Source organism: Pantoea dispersa (assembly GCF_014155765.1).
In the GTDB taxonomy this organism is placed as follows: domain Bacteria; phylum Pseudomonadota; class Gammaproteobacteria; order Enterobacterales; family Enterobacteriaceae; genus Pantoea; species Pantoea dispersa.
In genome coordinates, this window is record NZ_SCKT01000009.1 from 15,547 (window position 1) to 29,709 (window position 14,163).

Genomic DNA, 14,163 nt, shown 5'->3' on the forward strand with positions numbered 1-14,163 from the left:
AACATTACGCTTGTATAAAAAATCACTTTTATCTGAAATAGATAAAGCAATTGATGATATTGAATCTGTTATAAAAAATGAGCGCAAAGAAGATTTGCGGGCTTTTATTAATGATCTTGAACATTTAAAAGTGGAAGTTATTAATAATGAAATAAAGAGCAATGTCTTAAGAGGCTTTGCCCGTCGTTATGCAGAAATGTATAACGACTACCTTAATCCAATTACAGATGTTTTGGATAGAATGGAAAAAGCAGTCGATAGCTATTTAGAAAAAGAAATATAGTTAAAGAAGCCGGAAGCGATCCCCGTGATCCTCCCGGCTTTTCTCTTTAGCCGCCCGCCGTCAGGATCATGCAGCCGCCTCTATCCTGACTGTCATCGCCTGACCGGTGTTAAACCTCGTTTCAGCAAGCGATCAGACCGCACTGCCCAAATGAACTCAACCCTCTTTCCTCTCCGTCTTCACACTCTCCGCCGCCGTCTCTTCCTCTTTATCCTCTTTCACCGTTCTGCTGGCCGTCAGCAGGAACGGGGATTGCTGCCAGCGGGTGCGGCGGTCGCGCAGCAGGGTACGGGTCAGGATAATGCCGATCGCCAGCGCCAGCAGCATCATCAGGCGCAGAATATTGGTGGTGTTATCCACCTGACGCGATTCCGTCACCAGCACATGCGTATCCAGCGTAATACGCAGAAAACCCTGCGGACCCTCTTTCCCTTCCAGCGGCTGGACAATCTGATGATTGAAATAACTACCAGCACGTTTACCGTCGAGCGCCAGGCGGTCGCGCACATTAATGCTCTCGCCGCTGTGGGCCACCAGGCTGCCGTCGTCGGCATAGACCGAAGCGTCCAGCACACGGCTGTTATCCGTCATCTGATTCAGGATGGCTTCAATCTGCGTGCGGTTATCGTCGCTGTTGTCCATCAGCGGTTTCAGGCTGAACGCCACCTGGCGCGTCAGCGTGTGCGCCAGTTCCTCAACCTGTTCGGAACGGGCCATCTGATGGCCAAGACTAAACCATGACGCGCCCTGCATCAGCACCACTAACAGCGCCAGCGAGATAAGAACGATCACCGTGCGATGCAGGCGAAATTTCAGTGCGGTTTTGACCATCAGAAACCCGTGTGACGTAACAGCAGAAAGGCTGGCAATTATGTTGCCAGAACCCGCGCAGACAAGGTAGCCTCTTGCGTGGTTTTGTTGTCCCTACAGGAGCTGTAATGCCAAATCGTCTTACCTGGTGCGATCTGCCCGCCGATGTCTCTCTTTGGCCGGGTTTACCCCTTTCCCTGAGCGGTGATGAAGTGATGCCGCTGGATTACCGTGCCGGTCGGACTGGCTGGTTACTGTATGGGCGCGGGCTCGATAAACAAAAACTGACCGATTATCAGCATCAGCTGGGCGCGGCGATGGTGATCGTCAGCGCGTGGAATGTCGATGAGTATCAGGTAATCCGGCTGGCGGGCTCGCTGACACCGCGTGCCAGCAAGCTGGCGCATGAGGCTGGCTTTGATGTGGCGCCGCTCGGCAAAATCCCCCATCTGAAAACGCCAGGGCTGCTGGTCATGGACATGGATTCCACCGCCATCCAGATCGAGTGCATCGATGAGATCGCCAAACTGGCGGGCTGCGGCGAGCAGGTGGCGGAAGTGACGGAACGCGCGATGCGCGGCGAGCTGGATTTTAAAGCCAGCCTGCGCGAGCGCGTGGCGAAGCTGGCCGGCGCTGACGCCAACATCCTGAAGCAGGTGCGCGATACGCTGCCGCTGATGCCGGGCCTGACCACGCTGGTGTACAAGTTGCAGGCGCTGGGCTGGCAGGTAGCGATTGCCTCGGGCGGTTTCACCTTCTATGCCGATCACCTGCGACAGACGCTGCATCTGGCCGCTGCGGTAGCCAACGAACTGGAAATGCGTGACGGTAAGCTGACCGGCGAAGTGCTGGGGCAAATCGTCGACGCGCAATTTAAAGCCGATACCCTGAACAGTCTGGCCCAGCGCTTTGACATCGCACCGGAACAAACCGTGGCGATTGGCGATGGTGCTAACGATCTGCCGATGATTAAAACCGCGGCGCTGGGTATCGCCTATCATGCTAAACCCAAAGTGAATGAGCAGACGGAAGTGATTATCCGCCACGCTGACCTGATGGGGGTGTTCTGCATTCTCACCGGCAGCCTGATTCACGAAGAGCGTTAACTGAGGATTTGATTTGGCCAAAGCGGCAAAACGCGCCTTCGTCTGTAACGAATGCGGCGCTGACTATCCGCGCTGGCAGGGGCAATGCAGCGCCTGTCACGCCTGGAATACCATTACCGAGGTGCGCATTGCCGCCTCGCCTGCGGCTGCGCGCAATGAGCGCCTGAGCGGCTATGCCGGCAGCGCCGGCACCAGCCGGGTGCAGAAGCTGTCGGAGATCAGTCTGGAAGCGCTGCCGCGTTTCTCGACCAGTTTTAAAGAGTTTGACCGCGTGCTGGGCGGTGGCGTGGTGCCGGGCAGCGCGATACTGATTGGCGGTAACCCTGGTGCCGGTAAATCGACGCTGCTGTTGCAGGTGATGTGTAAGCTGGCGGAAGGGATGAAAACCCTGTACGTCACCGGCGAAGAGTCGCTGCAGCAGGTGGCGATGCGCGCCCATCGTCTGGGATTGCCGACGGAAAACCTCAATATGTTGTCGGAAACCAGCATCGAGCAGATCTGCCTGATCGCCGAGCAGGAGCAGCCGAAACTGATGGTGATCGACTCGATCCAGGTGATGCACATGGCGGAGATCCAGTCATCGCCGGGCAGCGTGGCGCAGGTGCGGGAAACTGCCGCTTACCTGACGCGCTTCGCCAAGACGCGCGGCGTGGCGATCATCATGGTCGGTCACGTCACCAAAGATGGCTCGCTGGCCGGGCCGAAGGTGCTGGAGCACTGTATCGACTGTTCGGTGCTGCTGGACGGCGATGCCGATTCGCGCTTCCGCACGCTGCGCAGCCACAAAAACCGCTTTGGCGCGGTGAATGAGCTGGGCGTCTTTGCCATGACCGAGCAGGGCATGCGCGAAGTCAGTAACCCGTCTGCTATCTTTTTGTCACGCGGCGATGAGATCACCTCCGGCAGTTCGGTGATGGTGGTCTGGGAGGGCACGCGCCCGCTGCTGGTTGAGATTCAGGCGCTGGTGGACCATTCGATGATGGGCAACCCGCGCCGCGTGGCGGTTGGGCTGGAGCAGAACCGTCTGGCGATTTTGCTGGCGGTGCTGCACCGGCACGGCGGCCTGCAGATGGCCGATCAGGACGTGTTTGTGAACGTGGTCGGCGGCGTCAAAGTCACCGAGACCAGTGCAGACCTGGCGCTGCTGCTGGCGATGGTGTCGAGCCTGCGCGATCGCCCGCTGCCGCAGGATCTGGTGATTTTTGGCGAAGTCGGGCTGGCCGGGGAGATTCGTCCGGTGCCGAGCGGTCAGGAGCGCATTTCCGAAGCGGCCAAGCACGGCTTTAAGCGCGCCATTGTGCCGGCAGGGAATGCGCCGAAGAAGGCGATTGACGGTATGAAGGTGTATAGCGCGAAGAAGCTGGCGGACGCGCTGGCGATTCTGGACGAGCTGTAAGGCGGGTTGTTGGGGAGGGGGTTTGGCTTGTGGCTCCACCTTTTCCCTCACCCTAACCCTCTCCCGCTTGCGGGAGAGGGGACCGATCGGAGAGGCGGAAAGTACGGCGTTGTTCTGCCATTTACCGCTCTGTTCAGGATTTTCCTCCTCTCCCGCTGGGCGGGAGAGGGCCGGGGTGAGGGCCCGCGCGCACCATCCCTCTAATTCCATGCAGGAGGCACCACATGTCATCGTTTGACTATCTGAAAACCGCGATTCGCCAGCAGGGACACACATTGCAGCAGGTGGCTGATGCCAGCGGGATGACCAAAGGCTATCTGAGCCAGTTGCTGAATGCCAAAATCAAAAGCCCGAGCGCGCAGAAGCTGGAAGCGCTGCACCGTTTTCTCGGGCTGGAATTCCCGCGTCGCGACAAAACCGTGGGCGTGGTGTTCGGGAAGTTCTATCCGCTGCACACTGGCCACATCTACCTGATCCAGCGCGCCTGTAGCCAGGTCGATGAGCTGCACATCATCATGGGCCATGACGATCCGCGCGATCGTCAGCTGTTTGAGAACAGCGCCATGTCGCAGCAGCCCACCATCAGCGATCGTCTGCGCTGGCTGCTGCAGACCTTCAAGTACCAGAAAAACATCCGTATCCATTCGTTCAACGAAGAGGGCATCGAGCCCTATCCGCACGGCTGGGATGTGTGGAGCGCCGGTGTGAAAACCTTCCTCGCGGAGCAGGGCATTGAGCCCGACTGCGTGTATACCAGCGAAGAACCGGATGCGCCGATGTATCAGCAGCATCTGGGCATTCCGGCAGTGGTGATCGATCCGCATCGATCGTTTATGAACATCAGCGGCAGCCAGATTCGTCAGGATCCGTTCCGCTACTGGGAGTACATCCCGACTGAAGTGAAGCCGTTCTTCGTGCGCACCGTGGCGGTGCTCGGCGGTGAATCGAGCGGCAAATCGACGCTGGTCAACAAGCTGGCCAACATCTTTAACACCACCAGCGCGTGGGAGTATGGCCGCGATTATGTCTTCTCGCACCTCGGCGGCGACGAGATGGCGCTGCAATACTCCGACTACGACAAAATCGCGCTCGGCCAGGCGCAGTACATCGATTTTGCCGTCAAATACGCCAACAAAGTGGCGTTTATTGACACCGACTTCATCACTACCCAGGCGTTCTGCCTTAAGTATGAAGGGCGCGAGCACCCGTTCGTGCAGGCGCTGATCGATAAGTACCGCTTTGACCTGGTGATTCTGCTGGAAAATAATGTGCCGTGGGTGGCCGACGGCCTGCGCAGCCTCGGCAGTTCGATGGATCGCCGCGAGTTCCAGTCGATGCTGGTCACCATGCTGCGTGAAAATCACATTGAATATGTGCACGTCAAAGAGGATGACTACGACACACGCTTCCTGCGCTGTGTCGAGCTGGTGAAGCAGATGCTGGGCAGCTAGCTCAGCACAACAAAAAAGGCGCCGCGGCGCCTTTTTGTTATCACAGCGATTACTTCGCCATGCGCTTGTACTTGATACGCTTCGGCTCCAGCGCTTCGGCGCCGAGGGTGCGTTTCTTGTACTCTTCGTACTCGGTAAAGTTACCTTCGAAGAACTCCACCTTACCTTCATCCTGATAGTCGATGATGTGGGTGGCGATACGGTCGAGGAACCAGCGGTCGTGCGAGATCACCATCGCGCAGCCCGGGAACTCCAGCAGGGCGTTTTCCAGTGCGCGCAGGGTTTCGATGTCCAGGTCGTTGGTTGGCTCATCGAGCAGCAGCAGGTTGCCGCCCACCTGCAGCAGTTTCGCCAGGTGCAGACGACCACGCTCACCACCGGACAGTTCGCCGACGCGTTTGCCCTGATCGGTGCCCTTGAAGTTGAAGCGACCGACATAAGCGCGGCTCGGCATTTCGGTGTTGCCGATGCGCATGATGTCCTGACCGCCGGAAACTTCTTCCCACACGGTTTTGGAATTATCCATTGCATCGCGGAACTGATCGACCGACGCCAGCTTCACGGTTTCGCCCAGCTCGATGCTGCCGGAATCCGGCTGCTCCTGGCCTGACATCATGCGGAACAGCGTCGATTTACCGGCGCCGTTAGGGCCGATGATGCCGACGATGGCGCCTTTCGGCAGCGAGAACGATAGATCGTCAATCAGCACGCGATCGCCATACGCTTTGCTCAGGTTCTTCACTTCCAGCACTTTGTCGCCGAGGCGCGCACCAGGTGGAATGAACAGTTCGTTGGTCTCGTTACGTTTCTGATAATCGGTGTTGTTGAGCTCTTCAAAGCGCGCCAGACGGGCTTTGCCCTTGGACTGACGGCCTTTCGCGCCCTGACGCACCCACTCCAGCTCTTTCTCGATCGATTTGCGACGTGCCGCTTCCTGAGAAGCCTCCTGCGCCAGACGCTGATCTTTCTGCTCCAGCCATGAGGAGTAGTTGCCTTCCCATGGAATCCCTTCACCACGGTCCAGCTCCAGAATCCAGCCGGCAACGTTATCGAGGAAGTAACGGTCGTGGGTGATAGCTACCACGGTGCCTTCGAAGTCGTGCAGGAAACGCTCCAGCCACGCGACGGATTCGGCATCCAGGTGGTTGGTCGGTTCGTCGAGCAGCAGCATGTCTGGCTTTTCCAGCAGCAGACGGCACAGCGCGACGCGGCGGCGTTCACCACCGGACAGGTTCGCGATTTTGGCATCCCACTCCGGCAGACGCATGGCATCGGCAGCGCGGTTCAGCTGGGTTTCCAGGTTGTGCCCGTCGTGTGCCTGGATCACTTCTTCCAGACGGCCCTGCTCAGCGGCCAGCTTGTCGAAGTCGGCATCCGGATCGGCGTACAGCGCGTACACTTCGTCGAGACGCTTCAGCGCGCCAACCACTTCCGCGACGGCTTCTTCCACCGACTCACGCACGGTGTGTTCCGGGTTCAGCTGAGGTTCCTGCGGCAGATAGCCGACTTTGATGCCCGGCTGCGGGCGCGCTTCCCCTTCGATATCTTTATCAATGCCGGCCATGATGCGCAGCAGGGTCGATTTACCCGCGCCGTTCAGGCCGAGTACGCCAATTTTGGCGCCAGGGAAAAAGCTAAGGGAGATATTCTTCAGAATGTGACGCTTCGGCGGAACCACTTTGCCGACGCGATGCATGCTATAGACGAATTGAGCCACGTTGTGATGAGCCTCTTGGTCTGTAATGGGTGGAACGTCAGATGCTGAAGTTTAGCCGTTTTCACCCGGCAATCACAGCCGCATTGCGCGCAATCTTACGCAGCGGCGGAATAATGCTAACCGCAGTGCAGGGTGAGCCTGGCCGCCTGCAGCACGGCGAGCAGCGCGGGCGGAGGCGGGCTGTCGCTGACCAGCATATCAAACAGCGAGAAGTCGCCAATGCGCGCCGGCAGTACCTTGCCGTACTTGCTGCTGTCGCCGACCACGATTTTGGTCTGCGCCCGCTGCAGCGCCAGATGCTTGATGGGCAGTTCGTTGAGGTTATAACAGGTGGCACCCTGCGCGGCGTCCATGCCGGCGGCAGAGATAAAGGCTTTATTGGGGCAGAGCGCATCCAGCACCGTGACCTGCTCGAGCGGGGTAAACACGGCGTTATCGGCGTGGAATTCGCCGCCGCACAGAATCACCCGACAGTGCGGCTTCTCTTTTAACGCCAGAAAGGTGTTGATCGCGCTGCAGATGGCGGTGAAGGGCAGATCGTTATCGATCGCTTCGATCACCAGCGGCAACGTGGTGCCGCAGTCGAAAAACACCGTGTCGTTGGCCTGTACCAGCGCGGCAGCCCGCTGTGCCAGCAGACGTTTCTTGCTGACGTTGAGGTTTTGCTGGTCGCTGACAAAATAGTGCGCCACGTTCTGCCGCGGGTCGCGCATCACATAGCCACCCAGCAGCACCACGCCCTGCGTCGCGCCGGTTAAATCGCGGCGGATGGTCATTTCTGACACGCCCAGCAGTTGCGCGGCCTGTTTTAAGTGCAGGGTGTCGCTGTGTTTCAGCGCCTGCGCCAGCTTATTGATTCGTTCGTCGCGGCGGGTTTCCATCAGTAACAGTTCGCTCAACCTTCGCTGCGGCCGGAATGGCCGGGTGGAGGGTAAACATAAGTTTTTTCTTGCAGATTAACAACCTGTCTTCTGCCTGCCCGCCCGCCGCACGGCTAAATCGCCACCAGCCCGCGCACGCCCTCGCTCTCCATATTCGCCCCTGCGCCACGCTGCACAATTTCGCCGCGCGACATCACCAGATAGCTGTCGGCCAGTTCGGCGGCGAAATCGTAAAACTGCTCAACCAGCAGGATCGCCATGTCACCGCGCTGTGCCAGCTGGCGGATCACTGCACCGATCTCTTTGATCACCGACGGCTGGATCCCTTCGGTCGGCTCATCGAGGATCAGCAGCTGCGGCTGGCAGGCCAGCGCCCGGCCGATCGCCAGCTGCTGCTGCTGGCCGCCTGACAGATCGCCACCGCGCCGCGTTTTCATCTCGCGCAGCACCGGAAACAGCTGGTAGATCTCTTCCGGTACCCGGCTGGCCTGGGTGCCGGAGAAGCGCGCCAGCCCCATCAGCAGGTTCTCTTCCACCGTCAGACGCGGAAAAATTTCGCGCCCCTGCGGCACGTAAGCAATACCGGCCTGTACGCGCTGGTGTGGCTTGCGCGTGTTAATCAGCTGGTTCTGCCAGCGAACCTCGCCGGATTTGACCGGAATCAGCCCCATCAGACACTTCAGCAGCGTGGTTTTGCCCACGCCGTTGCGCCCCAGCAGGCAGGTGATCTCGCCCGGGCGAGCCTCAAACGACAGACCGCGCAGGATATGGCTGCCGCCGTAATATTGATGCAGTTCTGCTACCTGTAACATCTCAGCGCCCCAGATATACGTCGATAACCCGATCGTCCGCCTGTACCTCGCGCAGCGATCCCTCAGCCAGCACCTGGCCCTGATGCAGCACCGTCACGTGGTCGGCAATGGTTTCCACAAAGCCCATGTCATGTTCCACCACCATCAGCGAGTGCTTGCCCGCCAGGCTGCGGAACAGCTCGGCGGTGTAGTCGGTTTCGGCATCGGTCATGCCGGCTGCCGGTTCGTCCAGCAGCAGCAGGTGCGGCTCCTGCACCAGCAGCATGCCGATTTCGAGAAACTGCTTCTGCCCGTGCGACAGCAGACCTGCCTGCCGCTGGCGTTCGCCGCCGAGCCGCAGCAGTTTCAGCACCTCGTCGATGCGATCGCGCTGCTCGCCGCTAAGCCGGGCGCGCAGGCTGGCCCACACCGATTTATCGTTTTTCAGCGCGATTTCGAGGTTTTCAAACACCGTCAGCGCTTCAAACACCGTGGGTTTCTGAAACTTGCGGCCAATGCCGGCACGGGCGATTTCGACCGGCGACAGCTGGCGCAGATCGGTATCCTGGTCGTAGATCACCTGGCCGCTGTCCGGGCGGGTTTTGCCGGTGATCACGTCCATCAGCGTGGTTTTTCCCGCGCCGTTCGGGCCGATCACGCAGCGCAGTTCGCCGACGCCAATCTGCAATGACAGATCGGTCAGCGCGCGGAAGCCGTCAAACGAGACGTTGATGTTCTCCAGCAGCAGCACCGGATCGGTTTGCTGACGATGGCGATCCGCCGGGTGCGGTTGGGTAAACAGTTGCTCAGTCATGACGCCTCCGGCGCAGCAGGCCAATTACGCCACGCGGCAGGAACAGCGTGACCAGGATGAACATCAGGCCGAGGAAAAACAGCCAGTATTCCGGGAAGGCGACGGTGAACCAGCTTTTGGCACCGTTGACGATGGCCGCACCCAGCAGCGGGCCAATCAGCGTGCCGCGTCCACCGAGCGCCACCCAAATCGCCGCTTCAATCGAGTTGGTCGGCGACATTTCACTCGGGTTGATGATGCCGACCTGCGGCACATACAGCGCACCGGCCAGCCCGCACAGCACGGCGGAGAGCGTCCAGACGAACAGCTTGAAACCCTTCGGATCGTAACCAATAAACATCAGGCGGTTTTCCGCATCGCGCGCCGCCGTCAGCACGCGACCAAACTTACTGCGCGCCAGGGCAAAGCCCAGCGCCAGGCTGAACAGCAGCAATAGCACGGTCGCGATAAACAGTGCGATACGCGTGCCGGTGGCGGTGACGCTGAAACCGAGCAGGGTAGTAAAACCGGTAAAGCCGTTGTTGCCGCCAAAGCCGGTTTCGTTGCGGAAAAACAGCAGCATGCCAGCGTAAGTCAGCGCCTGCGTCATGATAGAAAAGTAGACGCCTTTGATTCTGGAGCGAAAGGCGAAGAAGCCAAACAGCAGCGCCAGCAGGCCCGGCACCAGTACAATCAGACACAGCGCCCAGAGAAAGTGCTGGCTACCGGCCCAGAACCACGGCAGCTCATTCCACGACAGAAACGACATAAACGCCGGCAAACCGCTGCCTGCGGCCTGGCGCATCAGGTACATGCCCATGGCATAGCCGCCGAGAGCAAAAAACAGCCCGTGGCCGAGCGACAGCAGCCCGGCGTAGCCCCACACCAGATCCAGCGCCACCGCGACAATCGCATAGCAGAGGATTTTGCCCACCAGCGTCAGCGTATAGGTGGAGATCGCCAGCGGATGGCTGGCGGGCAGCAGGGCGCAGAACGGCAGCACCAGCAGCAGCGCGGTCACGATGACGCCGAGAATCAGGCTGAGGCGCGGCGCTTTGCGCACCGCGCGTAAGGTCAGTGGCTGGCTCATCAGTCAATCACCCTCCCTTTAACCGCAAACAGACCCTGTGGACGTTTCTGGATAAACAGCACAATCAGCACGAGGATCAGGATTTTGCCGAGCACCGCGCCAATCTGCGGCTCCAGCACTTTGTTGAGGATGCCGAGACCAAAAGCCGCCACCACGGTGCCGGCCAGCTGACCGACGCCGCCGAGCACCACCACGAGGAATGAGTCGATGATGTAGCCCTGACCCAGTTCCGGTCCGACGTTGCCCAGCTGCGACAGCGCGACGCCGCCGAGTCCGGCAATGCCGGAACCGAGGCCAAACGCCAGCATATCGATGCGCCCGGTCGGCACGCCGCAGCAGTCCGCCATGGCGCGGTTCTGCGTGACCGCCCGCACATTCAGCCCCAGCCGGGTTTTATTCAGCAGCAGCCAGGTGAGCGCCAGCACCGCGATGACAAACAGGATCACCGCGATGCGGTTATACGGCAGCACCAGATTCGGCAGCAGCTGCCAGCCGCCGGACAGCCAGCCCGGGTTGGCCACTTCGAGGTTCTGCGCGCCAAACAGCATGCGCACCAGCTGAATCAGCATCAGGCTGATACCCCAGGTGGCGAGCAGCGTCTCCAGCGGTCGACCATACAAATGGCGGATGATGGTGCGTTCCAGCAGCATGCCCATCGCGGCGGTGACGGTGAAGGCCACCGGCAGCGCCAGCAGCGGGTACCACGCCAGCCACTGCGGGGCAAACTGCTGGAACAGATTCTGCACCAGCCAGGTGGCGTAGGCGCCGAGCATCAGCATCTCGCCGTGCGCCATGTTGATTACGCCCAGCAGGCCGTAGGTGATCGCCAGGCCGAGCGCGGCCAGCAGCAGAATGGAGCCGAGCGAAAGGCCGGTAAACGCCTGCCCGAGCCAATCGCCCCACATCAGGCGCTGCCTGATGTGCTGCAGGCTGGCGGCCGCAGCGGCGCGCACCTGCGCATCGGGTTCGTTGCTGGCCTGGGTTAAGCGCGTCAGGCTGGCCTGCATTGCCGGATCGCCCGATTCACCCAGCAGCGTGACCGCTTTCAGACGCAGCGCGGCGTCCGGGCTGGCGAGCTGCAGATTCGCGGCGGCCATCGCCAGCACCGCGTGCACCTTGCTGTCCTGCTCGGCGGCAAGGCGCTGTTCAATCAGCGGCAGCTGGTCAGGCGCGGCATCGTTTTGTAACTGCTGCGCTGCGCGCAGGCGAATCGCCGCATCATCACTCACCAGTTGGTGGGCGGCGAGGGCGCTGGCAATCAGCACGCGCAGCCGGTTGTTCATGAAGAGTTTTTTGGTTTCGCCGTCCGGCTGCCGGGCGCTGTCGAGCGGCAGAAGCTGGTCAGCCTGTTTGCTGAACGGCTGTTTGTTCTGGTCGATAACCACGCTTTCATTGCGCAGCGCCTGCAGCAGCGGCAAGCGGCTGGCCTGCGGCGCCGCAGCCCACTGCTGCAGCAATGTCGCCTGCTGCGTGCGGCTGGCAGCGGCGAAGTCAGCGCCATCACCGGCCTGCGCCAGCCACGGCAGCAGTAACAGCAGGCAGCTGAGAATACGGCGGAGTGTCATGGTGATCATCCTGTTATGGTTACGTTGGGTGCGGTGTGGCCCTTAGGGGGCAGGGCGTTGTCTGGCCCTCACCCCGGCCCTCTCCCGGAGGGAGAGGGAGAAAAATGGGTGAGTGCGGTGCAAGGCCCTCACCCCGGCCCTCTCCCACAGGGAGAGGGAGACGCTGCTACAGGTGAGTTCGGTAGCGGCGTGCTGGCTCGATCGGTTCCCTCTCCCGCAAGCGGGAGAGGGTTAGGGTGAGGGCCAGCGGGCCATAGGGCGAGGACCATCAGCCTCCCCTTACTGCGCCGACTTCACCGGGTAGTCCGGCTTCTTATCATTCCCGGCGATGTACGGACTCCACGGCTGGGCGCGTACCGGCTGTTCGGTCTGCCACACCACGTTGAACTGGCCGTTCTCCTCCACTTCACCAATCATCACCGGCTTGTGCAGATGGTGGTTGGTTTTGTCCATGGTCAGCGTAAATCCGTCCGGCGCTTTAAACGTCTGTCCGGCCATCGCGGCGCGCACTTTGTCCACATCGGTGGTGCCGGCTTTCTCTACCGCCTGCGCCCACATGTGCAGGCCAACGTAGGTGGCTTCCATCGGATCGTTGGTCACTACGGTGCTGGCGTTCGGCAGGTTGTGCGCTTTGGCGTAAGCGCGGTAGTCGGCCACGAACTTCGCATTAGTCGGGTTATCCACTGACTCAAAGTAGTTCCACGCTGCCAGCTGACCGACCAGCGGTTTGGTGTCGATGCCGCGCAGCTCTTCTTCCCCCACCGAGAAAGCGATCACCGGAATGTCGGTTGCTTTAATGCCCTGGTTCGCCAGCTCTTTGTAGAACGGGACGTTGGAATCACCGTTGATGGTGGAGATCACCGCGGTTTTGCCACCGGCGGAGAATTTTTTGATATTGGACACGATGGTCTGGTAATCGCTGTAACCAAACGGCGTGTACACCTCTTCGATATCCTTATCCTGCACGCCTTTGCTATGCAGGAAGGCGCGCAGAATCTTGTTGGTGGTGCGCGGATAGACGTAGTCGGTGCCAAGCAGGAAGAAGCGTTTCGCGCTGCCGCCATCTTCGCTCATCAGATACTGCACCGCCGGGATCGCCTGCTGGTTCGGCGCGGCGCCGGTGTAGAACACGTTCGGCGACATCTCTTCGCCTTCGTACTGCACCGGATAGAACAGCAGGCCGTTCAGCTCTTCAAACACTGGCAGCACCGATTTGCGCGAGACCGACGTCCAGCAGCCAAACACCACCGCCACTTTGTCCTGAGTCAGCAGCTGGCGCGCTTTTTCGGCGAACAGCGGCCAGTTAGAGGCCGGATCGACCACCACCGGTTCCAGCTTCTTGCCCAGCACACCGCCTTTGGCGTTGATCTCATCGATGGTCATCAGCGCCACATCTTTCAGCGGCGTTTCGGAAATCGCCATGGTGCCGGACAGCGAATGCATAATGCCGACTTTGATGGTGTCTGCCGCCTGTGCGGTAAAGGCGAAGCCCATGCTGGCAACGGTAGCGGAGAGCGCGAAAGCTTTAAGCAACGAACGTCGTTTCATCATTTAAACCCCTAACTGTATTATCTGTTGTTATTCAATGGGTTGAAGCCGAGCCTGCTGTAACATGTGCAACGTAATCTTCCTGACCTCGGCTTTACTGACGGCAATGTGGTCGGTTAAAATGCGCTGTGCCTCCTCGGTGTGTTGCTGAAAAATCGCCCGTAAGATCTGAGCGTGCTCGCGGTACGTGGCATCGACCCGGTCATCCCGCGTGAAGTCGAGACGGCGAATGATGCGGATTTTTTCTGTCAGCTCGGCGTGGATGCGCGCCATCTCCTGATTGCCCGCCGCGGCCACCAGCGCCATGTGAAACGCTTCGTCGTGCGCTGATACCGCTTTGCCATCTGCCAGCCGGGCATCGTCGATCCAGAAGGTTTTCAGCGCGGTCAGGGTTTCCGCGCAGGCCAGCGGCGGCAGCGCGCACAGGCGGCGCACCGCTTCGCGTTCCAGCACGGTGCGGAAGTCGTACAGCTCCTCGAAGTAGGCGAAATCGAACGGCCGCACCTGCCAGCCGCTGCGAAACCACACCTCGACGTAGCCTTCGCGCTCCAGCCAGAACAGCGCCTGACGCACCGGCGTGCGGCTCACCGCCAGCCGCTCGGCGATTTCGTTTTCGCTGAAGCGGTCACCCGGCATCAGACGGAATTCAAAGATGTCCTGCTTCAGCGCCTGATAAACCTTTTCGGCCAGCGCTTCGGGACGGCCTTTGCTGCGGGGCGCGCTACTGTTCAT

The 14,163-nt window shown here is 60.0% G+C and carries 13 protein-coding genes; 4 read left to right on the plus strand and 9 right to left on the minus strand.

The window, feature by feature from the left end:
• Positions 1-10: 10 nt before the first annotated feature.
• Positions 11-283, plus strand: a complete 273-nt coding sequence (locus H7K56_RS19790) for a hypothetical protein (RefSeq protein WP_150361288.1) — start codon at positions 11-13, stop codon at positions 281-283.
• Between the two features lie 156 nt (positions 284-439).
• Here H7K56_RS19790 and H7K56_RS19795 read toward each other — a convergent pair whose 3' ends face one another.
• The gene (locus H7K56_RS19795) at positions 440-1,114 is read right to left on the minus strand and encodes a YtjB family periplasmic protein (RefSeq protein WP_150361289.1); all 675 of its coding nucleotides are present in this window, start codon (positions 1,112-1,114) and stop codon (positions 440-442) included.
• A 107-nt stretch (positions 1,115-1,221) separates the two neighbouring features.
• Between H7K56_RS19795 and serB the strand changes: the two genes are divergently transcribed.
• The 3 genes from serB to nadR all read left to right on the plus strand — a co-directional run bounded on the left by serB (position 1,222) and on the right by nadR (position 5,046).
• Complete coding sequence (gene serB / locus H7K56_RS19800) at positions 1,222-2,199, plus strand: phosphoserine phosphatase (RefSeq protein WP_150361291.1); 978 nt, start codon at positions 1,222-1,224, stop codon at positions 2,197-2,199.
• A gap of 13 nt (positions 2,200-2,212) precedes the next feature.
• Entirely contained in the window at positions 2,213-3,595 is a 1,383-nt protein-coding gene (radA, locus tag H7K56_RS19805) for a DNA repair protein RadA (RefSeq protein WP_021506810.1), read from the plus strand.
• 224 nt (positions 3,596-3,819) lie between these two features.
• The gene (gene nadR / locus H7K56_RS19810) at positions 3,820-5,046 is read left to right on the plus strand and encodes a multifunctional transcriptional regulator/nicotinamide-nucleotide adenylyltransferase/ribosylnicotinamide kinase NadR (protein ID WP_150361292.1); all 1,227 of its coding nucleotides are present in this window, start codon (positions 3,820-3,822) and stop codon (positions 5,044-5,046) included.
• Between the two features lie 49 nt (positions 5,047-5,095).
• Here nadR and ettA read toward each other — a convergent pair whose 3' ends face one another.
• The 8 genes from ettA to H7K56_RS19850 form a co-directional block, all read right to left on the minus strand.
• Complete coding sequence (gene ettA / locus H7K56_RS19815) at positions 5,096-6,763, minus strand: energy-dependent translational throttle protein EttA (protein WP_071813584.1); 1,668 nt, start codon at positions 6,761-6,763, stop codon at positions 5,096-5,098.
• A gap of 116 nt (positions 6,764-6,879) precedes the next feature.
• Entirely contained in the window at positions 6,880-7,644 is a 765-nt protein-coding gene (gene deoR, locus H7K56_RS19820; RefSeq protein WP_058757230.1) for a DNA-binding transcriptional repressor DeoR, read from the minus strand.
• A gap of 113 nt (positions 7,645-7,757) precedes the next feature.
• Entirely contained in the window at positions 7,758-8,456 is a 699-nt protein-coding gene (urtE, locus tag H7K56_RS19825) for an urea ABC transporter ATP-binding subunit UrtE (RefSeq protein ID WP_021506813.1), read from the minus strand.
• Between the two features lies 1 nt (position 8,457).
• Positions 8,458-9,249 carry an urea ABC transporter ATP-binding protein UrtD gene (gene urtD / locus H7K56_RS19830; protein WP_058771510.1) on the minus strand — a complete coding sequence of 264 codons (792 nt, stop codon included), beginning with the start codon at positions 9,247-9,249 and terminating at the stop codon, positions 8,458-8,460.
• A complete protein-coding gene (gene urtC / locus H7K56_RS19835) occupies positions 9,242-10,318 on the minus strand; it encodes an urea ABC transporter permease subunit UrtC (protein ID WP_150361294.1) in 1,077 nt (358 codons plus the stop codon). The genes urtD and urtC overlap by 8 nt, the downstream gene beginning before the upstream one ends.
• On the minus strand, positions 10,318-11,883 hold the full coding sequence (gene urtB, locus H7K56_RS19840) for an urea ABC transporter permease subunit UrtB (protein WP_150361295.1): 1,566 nt from the start codon (positions 11,881-11,883) through the stop codon (positions 10,318-10,320). Before urtB ends, urtC begins: the two co-directional genes overlap by 1 nt.
• Before the next feature lie 279 nt (positions 11,884-12,162).
• Entirely contained in the window at positions 12,163-13,431 is a 1,269-nt protein-coding gene (gene urtA / locus H7K56_RS19845) for an urea ABC transporter substrate-binding protein (RefSeq protein WP_031279577.1), read from the minus strand.
• A 30-nt stretch (positions 13,432-13,461) separates the two neighbouring features.
• Positions 13,462-14,163, minus strand: coding sequence for a GntR family transcriptional regulator (locus H7K56_RS19850; protein WP_150361297.1), 702 nt, complete (start codon positions 14,161-14,163; stop codon positions 13,462-13,464).

Excerpts from the sequence above, each read along its gene's own strand:
- urtA (WP_031279577.1), bottom strand. The coding sequence starts at position 13,431 with ATGAAACGACGTTCGTTGCTTAAAGCTTTCGCGCTCTCCGCTACCGTT.
- H7K56_RS19795 (WP_150361289.1), bottom strand. The coding sequence starts at position 1,114 with ATGGTCAAAACCGCACTGAAATTTCGCCTGCATCGCACGGTGATCGTT.
- urtD (WP_058771510.1), bottom strand. The coding sequence starts at position 9,249 with ATGACTGAGCAACTGTTTACCCAACCGCACCCGGCGGATCGCCATCGT.
- urtC (WP_150361294.1), bottom strand. The coding sequence starts at position 10,318 with ATGAGCCAGCCACTGACCTTACGCGCGGTGCGCAAAGCGCCGCGCCTC.
- urtB (WP_150361295.1), bottom strand. The coding sequence starts at position 11,883 with ATGACACTCCGCCGTATTCTCAGCTGCCTGCTGTTACTGCTGCCGTGG.
- nadR (WP_150361292.1), top strand. The coding sequence starts at position 3,820 with ATGTCATCGTTTGACTATCTGAAAACCGCGATTCGCCAGCAGGGACAC.
- serB (WP_150361291.1), top strand. The coding sequence starts at position 1,222 with ATGCCAAATCGTCTTACCTGGTGCGATCTGCCCGCCGATGTCTCTCTT.
- urtE (WP_021506813.1), bottom strand. The coding sequence starts at position 8,456 with ATGTTACAGGTAGCAGAACTGCATCAATATTACGGCGGCAGCCATATC.
- H7K56_RS19850 (WP_150361297.1), bottom strand. The coding sequence starts at position 14,163 with ATGAACAGTAGCGCGCCCCGCAGCAAAGGCCGTCCCGAAGCGCTGGCC.
- deoR (WP_058757230.1), bottom strand. The coding sequence starts at position 7,644 with ATGGAAACCCGCCGCGACGAACGAATCAATAAGCTGGCGCAGGCGCTG.